Genomic DNA, 13,659 nt, shown 5'->3' with positions numbered 1-13,659 from the left:
TGTCCTTCTGTCACGGGTAGCGGAAGAGGGCAAATCATATGTGACAAGGAGAAATGGGGAGGACTTCCAAGGCCGCCCTCGCTACAGCGTCCCCGGCCTCACGGTGCAGGACGCCGGCGCAGTCATCGAGCTTCTGCAACAGCGTCTGCACGCCCTCCACGACCTCCACCTCACGCTCAAGCACGTCCACTGCATCGTGGCGGGTCCTTTCATCGCCGTGCACGGGATGCTCGACTGCCAGGTCGACCGTCTCCGTGCCGTGGCCGACGATGTCGCCGAGCATTCGCTGCCAGGGGTGGAGTGTGTCCACGCCACCCCTGGCGTGCTGGTCGTAGAGCGCACCTGGGAGGAATGCAGGCTGGGCCGCGCTGACGCCGTCGCCTACCTCGGCGCGCTTGACGTCGTGTACACCGGGGTGATCGAGGATCTGCGGACCGTGACCAAGTCCGTCGGTGAGATAGATCCGGTCACCGAGGAAAAGGAGGAGCGTGGCCCCGGCCACGCTCCGAGCGGTGCCGCTCGTGCGTCTCGGAGCGAGCGCGAGTTCGCCAGCATCATCACCGGCTGCAGGGGTACCTGCGTTTCACGCCACCAGCCTTACGCCAGGAATCGAGAACCGCCATGAGTGAACCGGAGCCGCAAGCCCTAGAGAACGGCGGGAGGGCGGCGGCGAAACCGGCAACCCCGGGACCGATCAACAGGCCTGCCGCCCGCGAGGACCCCTGGGACGCCGTCGGAACCCCGGCGCGGCCCATCATCAAGGAGCGGCGCTGGAGGTTCCCGGCACGTGCGGGGCCGGAACCGGGCAGAGCGGTGACCCGGAACCTGGCAGCCTCCGTACGGCGCATCCGGTATCCGACGAGCCGCCCGCCTGACGCTCCGAGTGCCGTGGGGGCCATTGCAGGTGATTCTGAGAGGGCCGCCCGCGGCTGTTGACAGGCGTCGGGCCGCTCGAGAGGACATGTCATGGGTGTGCGTACCTGGGTCAGCGGCTGGCCCGTCTACCGACAGCTGACCGGATCCGATCCGCTGGGGCGTGGTCGGGCGGCCATGTCCGCACGCACGGAGCAGATCAGGCCGCGCACCGACACCGCGGAACGGGTGGATCGCCTCCGCGGAGGACCCGAAGTACACCGTCGTACCCCAGCGGAAAGGAGCGTGACCGCCATGGTCACCGTGTCTCTCACCGGAGCGTCCCAGGAGGATGCTGTCACGGTCTTCGACGTCCTGCGGACGGCGTTCCCCGCCGACGGGCCCTCGGATCCCACGCGTTTGTACCTGTCGGGAGACCATCCTGTCGTGTGGACCGCGGAGTTCGACCCGACGCGAGAGGGCGTGCCCACCGGGCCGACATCGCTGCAGGGTGAGCTGAAGGCCACCCTGCAGGGCGGGTACGTCGCCGTGGATCGTCTCTGTGAAGCCCTCGATGCCGCGTTCACCGTCGATGAGGAAGGCACTGCCTCGGGCGACCAGGAGAAGGAGGTCGATCTGCAGCTCCGGACGAAGCGGCAATGAGAGGGGAGTCCAACACCCCCCACCTGTTGGCCCACTCGCCACAGGCCCGCTCGCACGGCCGAGCCACGAGGAGAAGAGCGTCATGGTCCAGATCGGCTACACGATGATGACCGAGCAGGCCGGCCCGCGAGAGCTCGTCGGCCACGTGGTCGGAGCGGAACGCGCGGGCTTCGACTTCTCCGTCACGTCCGACCACTACTTCCCCTGGCTCGAGTCCCAGGGGCACGCCCCCTACGCATGGAGCGTCCTGGGCGCCGCGGCGCAGGCCACCGAACGCATTCCCCTCATGACCTACGTGACGTGCCCGACGACCCGCTACCACCCCGCGGTCATCGCCCAGAAGGCCGCCACCATGCAACTCCTCTCCCAGGGGCGCTTCCGCCTCGGACTCGGCTCCGGCGAAAACCTCAACGAGCATGTGGTGGGCGGCGGATGGCCGGCCGCGCAGGTGCGGCTGGAGATGCTGGAAGAGGCAGTGGAGATCATCCGCTCGCTCTTCACGGGCAAGAACGTCAACCACCACGGGTCCCACTTCGACGTCGAGAACGCCAAGTTGTGGGATCTGCCCGACGTACCCCCGCCGATCGGCGTCGCCGTCTCCGGCGACCGCTCCTGCGAACTGGCCGGCCGGCTCGCCGATCTCCTGATCGCCACCGAACCCGAGCAGAGCCTGGTCTCCGCGTTCGAGCAGCACGGCGGAGCGGGCAAACCGAAAGTCGGCCAACTGCCCATCTGCTACGACACCGACCGCGACGCGGCGATCGCCCGCGCTCACGACCAGTTCCGATGGTTCGGCAGCGGCTGGCCGGTCAACTCCGAACTGCCCGGACCCGCCGGATTCACCGGTGCCACCCAGTTCGTACGGCCCGTGGACGTGGCCGACTCCATCCCCTGCGGCGACGACGTCGAAGCCGTCGTGGAGGCCGTGTCCCCCTACCTGGAAGCGGGGTTCACCGAGATCGCCCTCGTCCAGATCGGCGGCGACCACCAGGAACCGTACCTGGAATGGGCCCAGCAGAAGCTGCTCCCCGCCCTCCGGGACCTGTGAAAGGCCGAGGACTTCGTCATGACCACGAAACGTGCCGCGATCTTCGACGTCGACGGAACCCTCGTCGACACCAATCACCTGCATGTCGTCACCTGGTGGGAGGCCTTCCGGCAGGCCGGTCATCGTGTCCCCATGCGCGAGATTCACCGGGCCGTGGGCCTGAGCAGTGGCGACCTGATCGACCACCTGCTCGGTGACGGCCGCGACCGTGACGGCGACGAGCAGATCACCGCGGCTCACCACACCCTCTGCGCCACGTACTTCGACAGGCTGCCGTCCCTGGACAGGTCCGCCGACCTGCTGCGCGCTCTGGCGGCGCGAGGGTGGGAGATTGTCCTGGCCACCTCTGCGAGCGGCGCGGAACTGGCCGCGCTGCGCGGGGCGATCGACGCGGACGACGTCATCGCGGGGGCGGCCAGTGCGGACGACGTGGCCGAGGGCAAACCCGCTCCCGAGGCCGTGGCGCAGGCCAGAGAGCTGGCGGGCGTTTCGAGCGGACGGGCCGTGTTCGTCGGGGACACGGTGTGGGACATGGAGGCCGCGGTCCGTGACGGCGTGGTCCCGGTGGCCGTACTGTCCGGCGGGATCCCGCGTGCGGACCTGGAGGCCGCCGGTGCCCGCGCGGTGTACCGAGACCCCGCCGACCTGCTGGAGCATCTGAACACCAGCGTCTTCGCCGATCAGGAGTGAGCGGAGTCCCGTGCGGGAGCCGGCAGGCCGTCGCCCAGGACTGTCCAGCACCTTCAAAGGAGGCGGCCAGTCTTCTTCGGCAGCGCCGAGCACGGGCCGTGTCCGGGGAGGCGCTCACGGCATGTTGCGGTGCAGAGGCCGGGTGGCGCGGCCTGGACGGGCTGGGCCGTAGCGGTTTCCGGGCCGGACGGACTGCCACATCGCCTGTCGGTGAGGCCTGGTTGCGGTGCTCGGTCCGCGCACTTTCGGGTCGTTGGCCTCGCCGCTGGGCTGGGTCCTGCTGCTGCCGCCGCGTCCGCGTTGCGTGCCACGCACCGTTCACCCGATTGCCACATCCTGAAGATCCCGTCCCATGACGATATTGCGACAGTGTGGGAACACCCCGCGACACGGGGAGCTCGGAGGCGAGACATCTCTACCATCATGGCCGCCGAATCCGCGGAGACGGATGCAACCTGGGACCTGGCATCTGCCGGAGGGCTGATGCTGTCCCGCGTCATCGGGGAATTGTGTATGCGCGGCATGATCACGTCGGGCGATTCCGAGCCGTCGGGTATCGGCGTTCGGACGACGGCGTCACGCCGCACTGACTGCCTGTTGCCGCAGCCGGCCACTCCCTGACTCCACAGCGCAACAGAGGCGGGGCGGTCGAAATATGTCTGTCTGCCCCTGCCCAGGCCTCGACCGCCGCGGTCCACAGCGCGGGCCGTAGAGCGCGCAGACTATGATCGGTAATGAGGCGACACTTCCATGGAAAAAGGGATGTGCGGCCACCTGGCGGGTACTGGGCGTGCGCGGCCCGGTCCGGGCCCGAGCTGCACACCGCCGACTGCTGGCGCTCCGTGCGTCGCGCGCACGAGTCTCCCTGACAGCCAGAGGTCCGGCGGCGTCCCTCGACGGAGGAGGTCCGCGTGGTTGTCGTACCCTCCGAATTGCCTGACTTTGCCCGCACTCCCGAGCGGCGTGCTGCGGATCTGTTCGCAGATTTCGTCAGGCGCCAGGCAGGAGGCGTACCGCTGCCGGGGCGGTCGACAGCGCGTCGCTTCTCCACTCTCAGCGAACTGGGGCAGCGAGACCTCAGCGTGGCCCGGCTCGCCGAGGGGCATCTCGACGCGGCCGCGATTCTGCACGAACTGGGCCGTCACCTGCCTGTGGCGGGGGAGCGTTGGGGAGTCTGGGCAGCGCGCCCACCGGGGCCAGGTGTGAGCGCGACACGCACAGGTCGGGGGTGGGAGATCAGCGGCGTCAAGCCCTACTGCTCCGGTGCCCGCAGTTGCACCCACGCCCTCGTGACAGCGGACGCAGATGACGGCTACCGACTCTTTGCCGTCGCGCTGGACCACCCCGGCGCGAAGCCGCTGGAAGGCACGTGGCCGGCGATCGGCATGGCCGGCAGCGACAGCCTTGACATGTCGTTCACGGATGTTCGCGCGCGAGCCGTCGGTGGGGTGGAGGAGTATCTGACGCGGCCGGGATTCCAGCACGGAGGCATCGGCGTAGCAGCGTGCTGGCTCGGCGGTGCTCACGCGGTCGCTGCGATTTTGTATGAACGAGCGGCCGCCGGGCGGTTGAACGAGCACACGGCGGCTCACCTGGGAACGATCGACATGCTGTTGCACACCGCCGATGGTGTGCTGCTCCGTGCGGGCGAGGAGATCGACACCGACCCCCTCGACAAACGCCGGGAAGCCCGCACGCGGAGCCTGCGCGTGCGGGCGCTGATCGAGAAGGTGTGCACTGAGGTCATGGAACATGTGGGGCGCGCCACGGGTGCTGGGCCTTTGTGCCGTGACGAGCGGCACGCCCGCGCAGTGGCAGATCTGACCGTCTACGTGCGCCAGCACCACGCTGAGGCGAACCTGGCCGAGCTCGGTCGCCTGGCGGCGGCCGGCAGTGCGGGCGAATCACGATGAGCGGCGGTCCCCACAACGCCGGTGTCGCACGGCGGGCCGCCGCCGCAGCCATCGATGCGGAGGGAGCCGACGAGGCCGAATGGCGGCGGGCACGGCTGCCAGATTCCCTCCCGCCGATCGCTCTTCCGTCAGGACCTGTCGTAGTGGTGGCTGCCCATCCCGACGACGAAGTCCTGGGGTTCGGAGGGTGCATTTCTGCTCTGGTTCACGCTGGTGTGGCGGTCCACACGGTGTGCTTGAGCGACGGGGAGGCTTCTCACGGATCGTCTCTCCCGTCCGCCCGAGCGTTGCTGGCTGTTCGGCGCCGCGGCGAGTTGGCGGCTGCGCTGGGCGAACTCGGTGGGCTGCCGGCTCCTGTGTATGCCGGTCTGCCCGATACCGCTCTGGCTGAGTATGAGGATCAGGCCCGTGTGGCGATAGGTGAAGTCCTCGAGGCCGTGGGCGCCGCGGTGTGTGTGGCGCCGTGGGAGGGCGACCTGCACAGTGACCACGAGGCCGCGGGCCGAGCCGCTCAGCGCGCGGCCCGCGACAGCTGCGTATCAGCGTGGTCCTACCCGGTGTGGATGTGGCACTGGGCCCGCCCGAACGACTCCCGCGTGCCGTGGCATCGAACTGCGGTCGTGGCGCTACCGGAAGCGGCGGCCGTGCGCAAGAAAGCGGCAGTGGCACGGTTCACGAGTCAACTGGAGCCCCGCGCAGGGCACATCGGCCCGGTGCTGCCGCCCCAGGAGATAGCCCATCACACCCGCACCTTCGAGACGGTGATCCGTTGAACACCCCCGCGAGCTACTTCGACCGTCAGTACGCCGATGCTGCCGATCCCTGGCGCCTGGCAGAACGGTGGTACGACCGCCGCAAGTACAACCTGACCGTCGCGGCTCTGCCCCACCCGCGCTACCTGAGTGCTTTCGAGCCGGGCTGTTCGGTGGGCGTGCTGACCGGACTCCTGGCCGCCCGCTGCGACAGACTTCTCTCCACGGACCGTGTTCCCTCGGCGGTCGAGGCCACGACGCAGCGCACCGCCAACGCGGACCACGTCACGGTGCGACAGATGACGGTGCCCGAGCAGTGGCCGGAGGAGTCCTTCGACCTGGTAGTACTGTCCGAACTCCTCTACTACTTCAACTCCGCCACCCGAACGCAGCTGCTGAACCAGAGTGCGGAGAGCCTCGAAGAGGGAGGCCATCTCGTCACCGTGCATTGGAACCACTCGGTCGCCGAGCACACTTGCACGGGCCGGGACATCGCCGAAAGCCTCGACATGGTGCCCGAGCTGAAACGACTGGCCCGCTATGACGACCCGGACTTCACTCTCACCGTTCACGAACACAGCCGAGACGCAGGCCCAGCACTCTCTCCGGCCCGTGCGGAAGGTCTGGCGTGACGCCCCGAGCCGTGGGCGTCGTCATACCCGCGCACAACGAAGAACACCGCATCAGTGCCTGTCTCCGCAGCGTGCAGGTAGCCGCCGCACGAGCGGCACCGATCCCTGTGGTGATTGTGGTGACCGCGGACGCCTGCACGGACGCCACAGCGGCTGTGGCTGTCCGCGGGGGAGCCCATGTCGTGAGTACTGGCAGCCATAATGTCGGCGCCGCGCGCACCGTCGGCACCAAGCGCGCACTGGAACTGCTGGAAGACGCTGGCCCGGACGTGTGGCTGGCCATGACGGACGCCGATTCCACGGTGCCGACAGCCTGGCTCACCCACCAGATGGACTGGGCCCGGCGGGGGTACGACGTCGTTCTGGGCACCATCCGCCTCGCCCCCACCACAACTGCCCTCTTCCTCGAGGCACGGCACAACACGCACTATTTCCGCACCCGGCGCGTCAGCGAGACGCATAAGGCGTGGGAGCACCCGCATGTTCATGGCGCGAACCTCGGGGTGTCCGCCTTGGCCTACCTGCGAGTGGGCGGCTTTGCCTCACTGCCCACCGGAGAGGACCGCGACCTCGCAGCTCGGCTGTCCGAAGCCGGCCACCGCATCGCCCGCACCGATCAGCATCCCGTCCACACAGCCGCCCGCCTGCATGGACGAGCACCCGGGGGGCTCTCGGACCTCCTCGCGTCCCTGCACCCTGCACTGACCAGACCGGCTGCCTAGCGGACCAGTACAGCCCTCTCCGGGGCGCTTGGCTCACACCAGAGTCAATGCGAACGTACTGCGCGCGCCGGAGGGGACCTCCGCTGTCCTCGTCAACGATCGAGCGACGGGATGAGAACGTGTCTACCCTGGTCTTGAGGGGCCGCAGCGAAAGGAAGGCCCAGTTGCATTCCCGGCGCAAACCTGCAGGTCAATGGCACCATTCGGGCATGAAGATCCCATGCACAGGTAGAACTTCTGCCGACGCGAGAGCCATGTCACGGACGGGCTGCCTCTGCCGACGCCCCCGGTGAACAACAAGCCCGACTGGCAGCAAGCGCATCAGCACGGTGAGTTCGCGATCTTCGGAGCCAGACACTCCGTCCTTCGTGTGGAGAGGGCAGGCCGGTCATGGCGAAGCAGTCGAAACCGTCTTCTTCCGGGTCCCGTGAGCACCCCAGCCAGCATCAGGGAGCGCACCAGCACGGCTGGTCTCCGGACGTCGATGAGACCAAACAACAGGAAAACCCGAGCGCTCAGCGCTCGTTCCACCCCGACGAGCATGCTCCCCCCAAAGGACCCGGCCGCAAGATCTCCAAGGAAGAGGCCGGTAATCCTCACGGCGAACCCGTGAAAAGCACGAACCGACGCGGGGAAGACCAGAGCAAGGCCGGCGGCGCCGAGCCAGGCATGCACGACACCGGGCCCAGAGGCCGCTCACGGCGTCCCAGCGGAACCAAGGATGCCTCCGCCACCACCGGCATCGATCCTCAAGATCCGCGAGACGGACGCAAGACCCACTGACGGGTACATAGCCACTCCAGCAGTTCTTTCGTTCGTAGGGACTGCCGTCTGAGAGACGAGTGGTTTCTGCCAACAGGACGCGATGCTCTTCAGGCCATTCGCGCCCAGCAGTTGAAGACAAACATGGAAGCAACGCTGGCCGCGCAGCTCTGCCTGCTGTCGTGCACCTCGAGGTCGTCATCCTGGTGAGTAAGGTGCTGCTCCCGCTTGGGCGGAAAGGGAGCGCGGATGCGCGGCCGCAGACACCACCGTTCCCAAGCATGATCTAGGAGGCAGCCAGTATGCGTGCACTGACCTGGCAGGGCCGGCGTGACGTCAGGATGGAAACAGTTCCCGAGCCAGTGATCGAACAGCCCGATGACGTGATCGTGCGGATCACGTCCACCGGGATCTGCGGATCCGACCTGCACCTGTACGAAGTCCTCGGCCCGTTCCTCGAACCAGGCGACATCCTGGGCCACGAATCCATGGGCGTGATCGAGGAGACCGGCCCCGACGTGGACGCTCTCGCCACCGGAGACCGGGTCGTCATCCCCTTCAACGTGTCCTGCGGCACGTGCTACATGTGCGCGCAAGGGTTGCACTCGCAGTGTGAGACGACGCAGGTACACGCCTACGACTCCGGAGCAGCCTTTTTCGGCTACACCAAGCTGTACGGACAGGTGCCGGGTGGACAGGCCGAATACCTGCGGGTGCCGTTCGGCAACACCCTTCCGATCAAGGTGCCCGACGGACCGGCCGACGACCGCTTCGTCTTCCTCTCCGACGTGCTGCCGACCGCGTGGCAGGCCGTCAAGTACGCCGCGGTGCCGCCCGGCGGCTCAGTGACCGTACTCGGGCTCGGACCGATCGGCGACATGGCCGCCCGCATCGCCCAGCACCGGGGTGCGGGGCTGGTCATCGGTGTGGACTTCGTCGACGAACGCCTCGAGCGTGCCACCGCCCACGGCGTGAAATGCCTGGACCTGCGACGCCACAAAAAGGACCTCGGGGACGCGGTGCGCTCACTGACCGACGGCCGCGGCACAGATTCCGTGATCGACGCGGTCGGCATGGAAGCGCACGGAAACCCCATAGCCAAAGCCGCCCAATGGGCGGCCGGGCTGCTGCCCGACACGCTGGCCCAGCAATTCATGGAGAAGGCCGGTGTGGACCGGCTCGGCGCGCTCTACGCGGCCATCGACCTCGTACGGCGCGGCGGCACCGTCTCCCTCTCCGGCGTGTACGGCGGCGCCATGGACCCCCTGCCCCTGCTGCGCATGTTCGACAAGCAGATTCAGTTCCGGATGGGACAGGCGAACGTACGGCGCTGGGTCCCCGACCTCATGCCGCTGCTCACCGACGAGGACCCTCTCGGCGTCGACACCTTCGCCACCCATCACCTGCCGCTGGACGAGGCGCCACAGGCCTACGCCGCCTTCGCGGCAAAAGAGCACGGCATGATCAAAACCTTGCTGCGCCCCTGAACCAAGGATCTGCGGGTGGGGGGTGGTGTGCACTTCGAGCGCTGACTGTTCGAGGCGCACGGTTACCGCGGTGTGTGCCTTGGGTAAGGAATGCCGCACTCGGGGCAGGGAAGAACGCTACGGCCTCGACGAAAAGCTCCGCGTTCATACGCAGGGCTACCCCTCTGGCCACCATGTCCGTGCGATTTCCTTGCGGACCCACGGATGCGAAGGAGTCTTGGGCTCTTCGCGAGGGCGGCGGGGATCGGTTTGGGTTTGACGCCTCTGCACTGTTATTCGACGCATGGCTTCCTCCATGCCGTACGAGTTCCGCACAGGCGGCTTGATAACCATTTTTATGGATTTACCCTACTTGTGTGATTACTCTCAGTGGTAAATAGGGCGGCGCCAGATCGACACGCAGAGATCCAGCTCGCCCCTCACAAGAAGGGACCGGCCACCAATGGAGGGAACACCTTTTGATGTCCCTGAGCGACGAGGCCGTAGAAGCCGCCGTTCTGAAGTTGCTCGAGCAGCGGCCTTCAGGCGCGTCGGTCTGCCCGTCAGAGGTAGCGCGTGCGCTCGATCGTGCTCCGGGCGACCATTGGCGAGAACTCATGGAGCGAGTGCGCCGCGCCGCTGTCCGGCTTTCTGACATCGGCCGGGTGATCGTCACCCAACGTGGCGTGCCGGTGGACCCCCGCCAAGTTCGGGGGCCCATTCGTATCCGCCGCGCGGAATAACCACGCAGATACGGTGTGGCGCGAGCGGGGCACGTGGTGGGTGGCCGGGCACACGCACGCACCCCGACGACGGGAATTCGAGTCGCTCACACAGCCGTGGCGGCAGCCCACCGTGGGGAACAGAGGGCGGAGCCTCAGCAGCGCTGGGAGAGTGCACGTACGGTCGCTACGTCTCCACCCGCAGTCCCCAGGTCCTCGTGCAGCCTTTCCACGTGGCCGACTGGCGGCCCAAGGAAGCGCTGGCGCCGAACTGGAACGTCGCCCCGACCAATGACGTGTGGGCTGTCCTCGAGCGCACGGCGCGCGAACGTGAACAGGACGGCGATGCGTCGGCGGAGCGGAAGTTGCGGGCGCTGCCCTGGCGGCTGGTCCCGCCCCAGGCGAAGGACGTGAAGGTCGGTGCGCGGATGATCAACCCGCGTGTGGAGACCGTGCACGAGAAGCCTGCCTACCGGCGGGCCTTCGCCCAGCGCCGCTGTCTGCTGCCGGCCGACGGCTTCTACAATTGGGTGCAGGCCAGGGACGAGGCCGCTGGGAAGCTACGAAAGCAGCCGTACCGACAGCTTCATACGAACGGATGACACGACTGTTCCCCGCCCCCGCCGCTACGACCCTGCACCGTTTCGCGGGAGAGCGCCCTTGTGGCAGCCTGAGACGTCGGCCGTACTGTGATGTCTTGGGGAAGGCGCGGCGGTCGGCGACGGGGGTGGTCATGACGGTCCTCATCGGTCTGCTTGGAGCTGCTTTCGGAGGTCTCGCCGGTGCGGCGGCAGGGTTTCTGACGAACCGCGCCAACATGCTCATGCAACTGCGCCATTCCTACGACCTCTCAGTACGTGATCGCCGTCTTGAGCACTACGCGACGCTGTTCCATCTCACGGAGCGCGTCCCACGGAGGTGGCGCCCGGGAGAGGAACCGGACCGAGCACAGCTCCTGGCGTTCGCGAGGACATTTCACGCCTGGTATTTCAGCGAGAAGGCGGGGGGCATGTTCCTGACGCCTGCCGCAAAGACCTGCTATTTGGCGCTCCAGGATGCTTTGATCGCCGCCGGATCCCAGGACTCGCACGGCGAGCCCTCCGGCCCGCCCCTCGCCGAGGAAGAGTCGCGGATGGTCCGGCATCTCGCCAGCGAGCTACGTCACCAGCTCGCCGAGGACGTGGGCACGGCTCACCCGTCGCACCTGCGGTGGGAGCGCGTCGATCCGACCATCGAGGCCCCCCCTGTCGCCCCGTCCACCCCGCGGAACTCGCATCGCTTCCGCCTCCCGCGCTATGTGCCCGGACGGCGACCGACCGGAGGCTCCGGGCGTCGGTAGCGCATTCTTGGACCGCGACAGTCCAGCCCTCGCCGTCCGTCAAAATAGTGGCAGGGGCGGTCGCCGCCTGTCCGACCGGTGAGGTTCCGCCCCTGCCCCCTACCTGCCGTCAGTATTCCGGGCGATGCAAGCGCGGACGGCCACTGACCGGAATCCGCGACCGTCGGGCTCGCTCTCCTGGAAGTCGACGGCCCAGCCACCTGTAGCCGAATTCCAATCGATCACGTTGAACGACAGCGGGGAGTCACCCGCGCCGAGCGAGGTGCCGCAGCCCACGGTCGTCAGGTCGTGCCTGCGGAAAGGAACGCCGCTGACGGGGATGCTGTCGGAAACCAGCCGGCTCCGGTGTCGATGCCCATGGAGTACGAGGCTCACGTCACGGGCCGCACACCAGTTCAGGAACTGCTTGGCATCCTCCATCTCGAGCAGGCGTTCCCGAGGCAACCGGCTCCAGGCTCGTTTCATCCAGGTCTGTTTGTGCCCCGACACCGGATCCTCGCTGGGGTGGTGCCCTGACCTTGGTTCCTCGTCAGGCAGTGGGTACGGGTACGGGTGGTGGTGCAGGACCGCGATACGCAGACAGTCGTCGTACCCGGCGATCCGCCGGGCCGCATCGTACGAAGTGGCGACGCTCAGTAACTGCTTGTCGCCAATGCCACCGCGCGCGGCATCACCCTTCTTCGAGGAGTTGAAGCAGAGGAAGACGAGCTTGGCGTCCCGGTCGTGCACGGCCCCGCGGTCCCATCGCACCTCGGCCAGTTCACTGCGTCGGCTCCCCAGTCGCCCGACCTTGTTACCGAAGATTCGTTGGTCGTGGTTTCCCGGCACCACGACCGGTTCGGCCCGAGTGAGATCGCGGAGCTGGTTCACGAATTCGTCGTACTGCTCTCGATGACGAGGGCGGGGCTGGTCGAAGAGATCACCGGTGATGACGACTCGATCCAGGGGGTCGAGACGTGAGAGCGCGCGCCTCAGGTACTCGCGCCGCCAGCCCGTCTGCTTGGGCCCCAGATGAAGGTCGCTGAGATGCAACAGCCGGCGGTGACTGCTGCGGGCTGTCACTGCCTGCAGCTCCGCGCGGTCCCGAGCCGTGCGCAATACCGACCTCAGGTCGGCGTCTGCCGAGGCCGCGCCGGCAACGGCGGCGTAAGCGGCGTCGAAGGGAACGAAGAACGAGCTCTTGCCGCGGACGGCGAAGACCGCGCCCGGCCATTCGTTGCTGCGCTTCAAGGCGTCGTTGACTCCGTCGTCGGGGTCCAGGACGAGCACGTTCACTTCCGGCATGTACAGCTGCGGCATGAGTACAAGCAGGCCGTGTCCGGGGGCGTGCGCCGCCTCCTGGGCGAACCGGCTTAACTGGTCTTCGTGTTCCGAGGTGCCGACAGGGAGGACGACGGCTTCGTACCGGCCGAACAGCTCTTCCAGCGGCTGTAGTACGTACCGGACGTCACGTCCTGCCAGTACGTCCGAGCGGTCAGAAAACCCGCGGAGGCGCTGGCCGGATGTGACAGCCCGATTCCGTACCTCATCGGCCAGTTCGGCCGATGAGGAGATGAACCGGTCGTCGCGATGCTGCATAACGTGCAGGAAGTACGAGATCTCACTGTGTTGCAGACGAGGGGGTCGACGGCCCGGATCGAGCAGATGGGCCACGACGTTGGACGTCGCGAGGTCGAAGCAGAGTCCCATGGCACTCCCGGAAGGAGGTCTCTTGCCGAGCCCCACCCCAGGGACGGCTGTCTCCACTGTAGAGATGGGCGTGAGGCGGGGTGGGCAACCGAGAGAGATGGGAGCCGCTGCGGCAAGAGGCTGGTCGAGCCACCCGAAACGTCGATGTGACCTGGGATCCGCCCCGGGAGCCCGAGTCCTGGACAGCTCAGGTCACCGTTGCCACGACCGCATCGAGTGCCTGAAGTTGAACGGCAAGCTCAGAGTTAGCTCCTCACCTCCTTGAGAAGGATCGTGTTGCCGTCTACTCGGGTGCAGGGCCGCCGAACCCGTCGAACGCGGACGGAACGTCGTCCTCAGCCCATGCCGGAGGTTCAGCTGACGACTCGGTGAGCGGCACGTGGGCATCGTCGCCTCCGCCCCGGGGCGG

13 protein-coding genes and 1 pseudogene are annotated in these 13,659 nt (G+C 67.4%); 13 read left to right on the top strand and 1 reads right to left on the bottom strand.

The genetic code is table 11. From position 1 onward, the window contains the following. The first annotated feature begins 40 nt into the window (after positions 1-40). The 13 genes and pseudogenes from ABZV34_RS24915 (at position 41) to ABZV34_RS24855 (ending at position 11,561) form a co-directional block, all read left to right on the top strand. A complete protein-coding gene (locus ABZV34_RS24915) occupies positions 41-625 on the top strand; it encodes a DNA starvation/stationary phase protection protein (RefSeq protein WP_356280659.1) in 585 nt (194 codons plus the stop codon). 542 nt (positions 626-1,167) lie between these two features. Continuing rightward, complete coding sequence (locus ABZV34_RS24910; RefSeq protein ID WP_356280656.1) at positions 1,168-1,515, top strand: hypothetical protein; 348 nt, start codon at positions 1,168-1,170, stop codon at positions 1,513-1,515. An 82-nt stretch (positions 1,516-1,597) separates the two neighbouring features. Next, the gene (locus tag ABZV34_RS24905; protein WP_356280653.1) at positions 1,598-2,563 is read left to right on the top strand and encodes an LLM class F420-dependent oxidoreductase; all 966 of its coding nucleotides are present in this window, start codon (positions 1,598-1,600) and stop codon (positions 2,561-2,563) included. Between the two features lie 18 nt (positions 2,564-2,581). Beyond that, positions 2,582-3,253, top strand: a complete 672-nt coding sequence (locus tag ABZV34_RS24900) for an HAD family hydrolase (RefSeq protein WP_356280650.1) — start codon at positions 2,582-2,584, stop codon at positions 3,251-3,253. Positions 3,254-4,164: 911 nt separating this feature from the next. Beyond that, on the top strand, positions 4,165-5,166 hold the full coding sequence (locus ABZV34_RS24895; RefSeq protein ID WP_356280647.1) for an acyl-CoA dehydrogenase family protein: 1,002 nt from the start codon (positions 4,165-4,167) through the stop codon (positions 5,164-5,166). Continuing rightward, positions 5,163-5,939 (top strand): PIG-L family deacetylase, encoded by a 777-nt coding sequence (locus ABZV34_RS24890; RefSeq protein WP_356280644.1) that lies wholly within the window; start codon positions 5,163-5,165, stop codon positions 5,937-5,939. The genes ABZV34_RS24895 and ABZV34_RS24890 overlap by 4 nt, the downstream gene beginning before the upstream one ends. Beyond that, positions 5,936-6,550 (top strand): SAM-dependent methyltransferase, encoded by a 615-nt coding sequence (locus ABZV34_RS24885; protein ID WP_356280641.1) that lies wholly within the window; start codon positions 5,936-5,938, stop codon positions 6,548-6,550. The genes ABZV34_RS24890 and ABZV34_RS24885 overlap by 4 nt, the downstream gene beginning before the upstream one ends. Continuing rightward, positions 6,547-7,272, top strand: coding sequence for a glycosyltransferase (locus ABZV34_RS24880; RefSeq protein WP_356280638.1), 726 nt, complete (start codon positions 6,547-6,549; stop codon positions 7,270-7,272). Before ABZV34_RS24885 ends, ABZV34_RS24880 begins: the two co-directional genes overlap by 4 nt. A 390-nt stretch (positions 7,273-7,662) precedes the next feature. After that, the gene (locus tag ABZV34_RS24875) at positions 7,663-8,055 is read left to right on the top strand and encodes a hypothetical protein (protein ID WP_356280635.1); all 393 of its coding nucleotides are present in this window, start codon (positions 7,663-7,665) and stop codon (positions 8,053-8,055) included. Positions 8,056-8,336: 281 nt separating this feature from the next. Continuing rightward, positions 8,337-9,521, top strand: a complete 1,185-nt coding sequence (locus tag ABZV34_RS24870; RefSeq protein WP_356280632.1) for an alcohol dehydrogenase catalytic domain-containing protein — start codon at positions 8,337-8,339, stop codon at positions 9,519-9,521. A gap of 461 nt (positions 9,522-9,982) precedes the next feature. Further along, positions 9,983-10,243, top strand: a complete 261-nt coding sequence (locus ABZV34_RS24865) for a DUF3253 domain-containing protein (protein ID WP_356280629.1) — start codon at positions 9,983-9,985, stop codon at positions 10,241-10,243. 143 nt (positions 10,244-10,386) lie between these two features. Further along, positions 10,387-10,800: pseudogene (locus ABZV34_RS24860) on the top strand (SOS response-associated peptidase family protein); the annotation flags it as partial. 155 nt (positions 10,801-10,955) lie between these two features. After that, a complete protein-coding gene (locus ABZV34_RS24855) occupies positions 10,956-11,561 on the top strand; it encodes a hypothetical protein (protein WP_356280626.1) in 606 nt (201 codons plus the stop codon). 99 nt (positions 11,562-11,660) lie between these two features. Here the strand turns inward: ABZV34_RS24855 and ABZV34_RS24850 are convergent, their stop codons facing one another. Beyond that, on the bottom strand, positions 11,661-13,250 hold the full coding sequence (locus tag ABZV34_RS24850) for a metallophosphoesterase (protein ID WP_356280624.1): 1,590 nt from the start codon (positions 13,248-13,250) through the stop codon (positions 11,661-11,663). Between the last annotated feature and the right edge of the window lie 409 nt (positions 13,251-13,659).

Source organism: Streptomyces sp. NPDC005195, from assembly GCF_040608315.1.
GTDB lineage: Bacteria > Actinomycetota > Actinomycetes > Streptomycetales > Streptomycetaceae > Streptomyces > Streptomyces kaempferi.
The sequence above is the reverse complement of the archived record's forward strand: the minus strand, read 5'-3'. Positions and strand labels throughout refer to the sequence as shown.

Excerpts from the sequence above, each read along its gene's own strand:
- ABZV34_RS24850 (WP_356280624.1), bottom strand. The coding sequence starts at position 13,250 with ATGGGACTCTGCTTCGACCTCGCGACGTCCAACGTCGTGGCCCATCTG.
- ABZV34_RS24900 (WP_356280650.1), top strand. The coding sequence starts at position 2,582 with ATGACCACGAAACGTGCCGCGATCTTCGACGTCGACGGAACCCTCGTC.
- ABZV34_RS24890 (WP_356280644.1), top strand. The coding sequence starts at position 5,163 with ATGAGCGGCGGTCCCCACAACGCCGGTGTCGCACGGCGGGCCGCCGCC.
- ABZV34_RS24910 (WP_356280656.1), top strand. The coding sequence starts at position 1,168 with ATGGTCACCGTGTCTCTCACCGGAGCGTCCCAGGAGGATGCTGTCACG.
- ABZV34_RS24865 (WP_356280629.1), top strand. The coding sequence starts at position 9,983 with ATGTCCCTGAGCGACGAGGCCGTAGAAGCCGCCGTTCTGAAGTTGCTC.
- ABZV34_RS24905 (WP_356280653.1), top strand. The coding sequence starts at position 1,598 with ATGGTCCAGATCGGCTACACGATGATGACCGAGCAGGCCGGCCCGCGA.
- ABZV34_RS24875 (WP_356280635.1), top strand. The coding sequence starts at position 7,663 with ATGGCGAAGCAGTCGAAACCGTCTTCTTCCGGGTCCCGTGAGCACCCC.
- ABZV34_RS24855 (WP_356280626.1), top strand. The coding sequence starts at position 10,956 with ATGACGGTCCTCATCGGTCTGCTTGGAGCTGCTTTCGGAGGTCTCGCC.
- ABZV34_RS24870 (WP_356280632.1), top strand. The coding sequence starts at position 8,337 with ATGCGTGCACTGACCTGGCAGGGCCGGCGTGACGTCAGGATGGAAACA.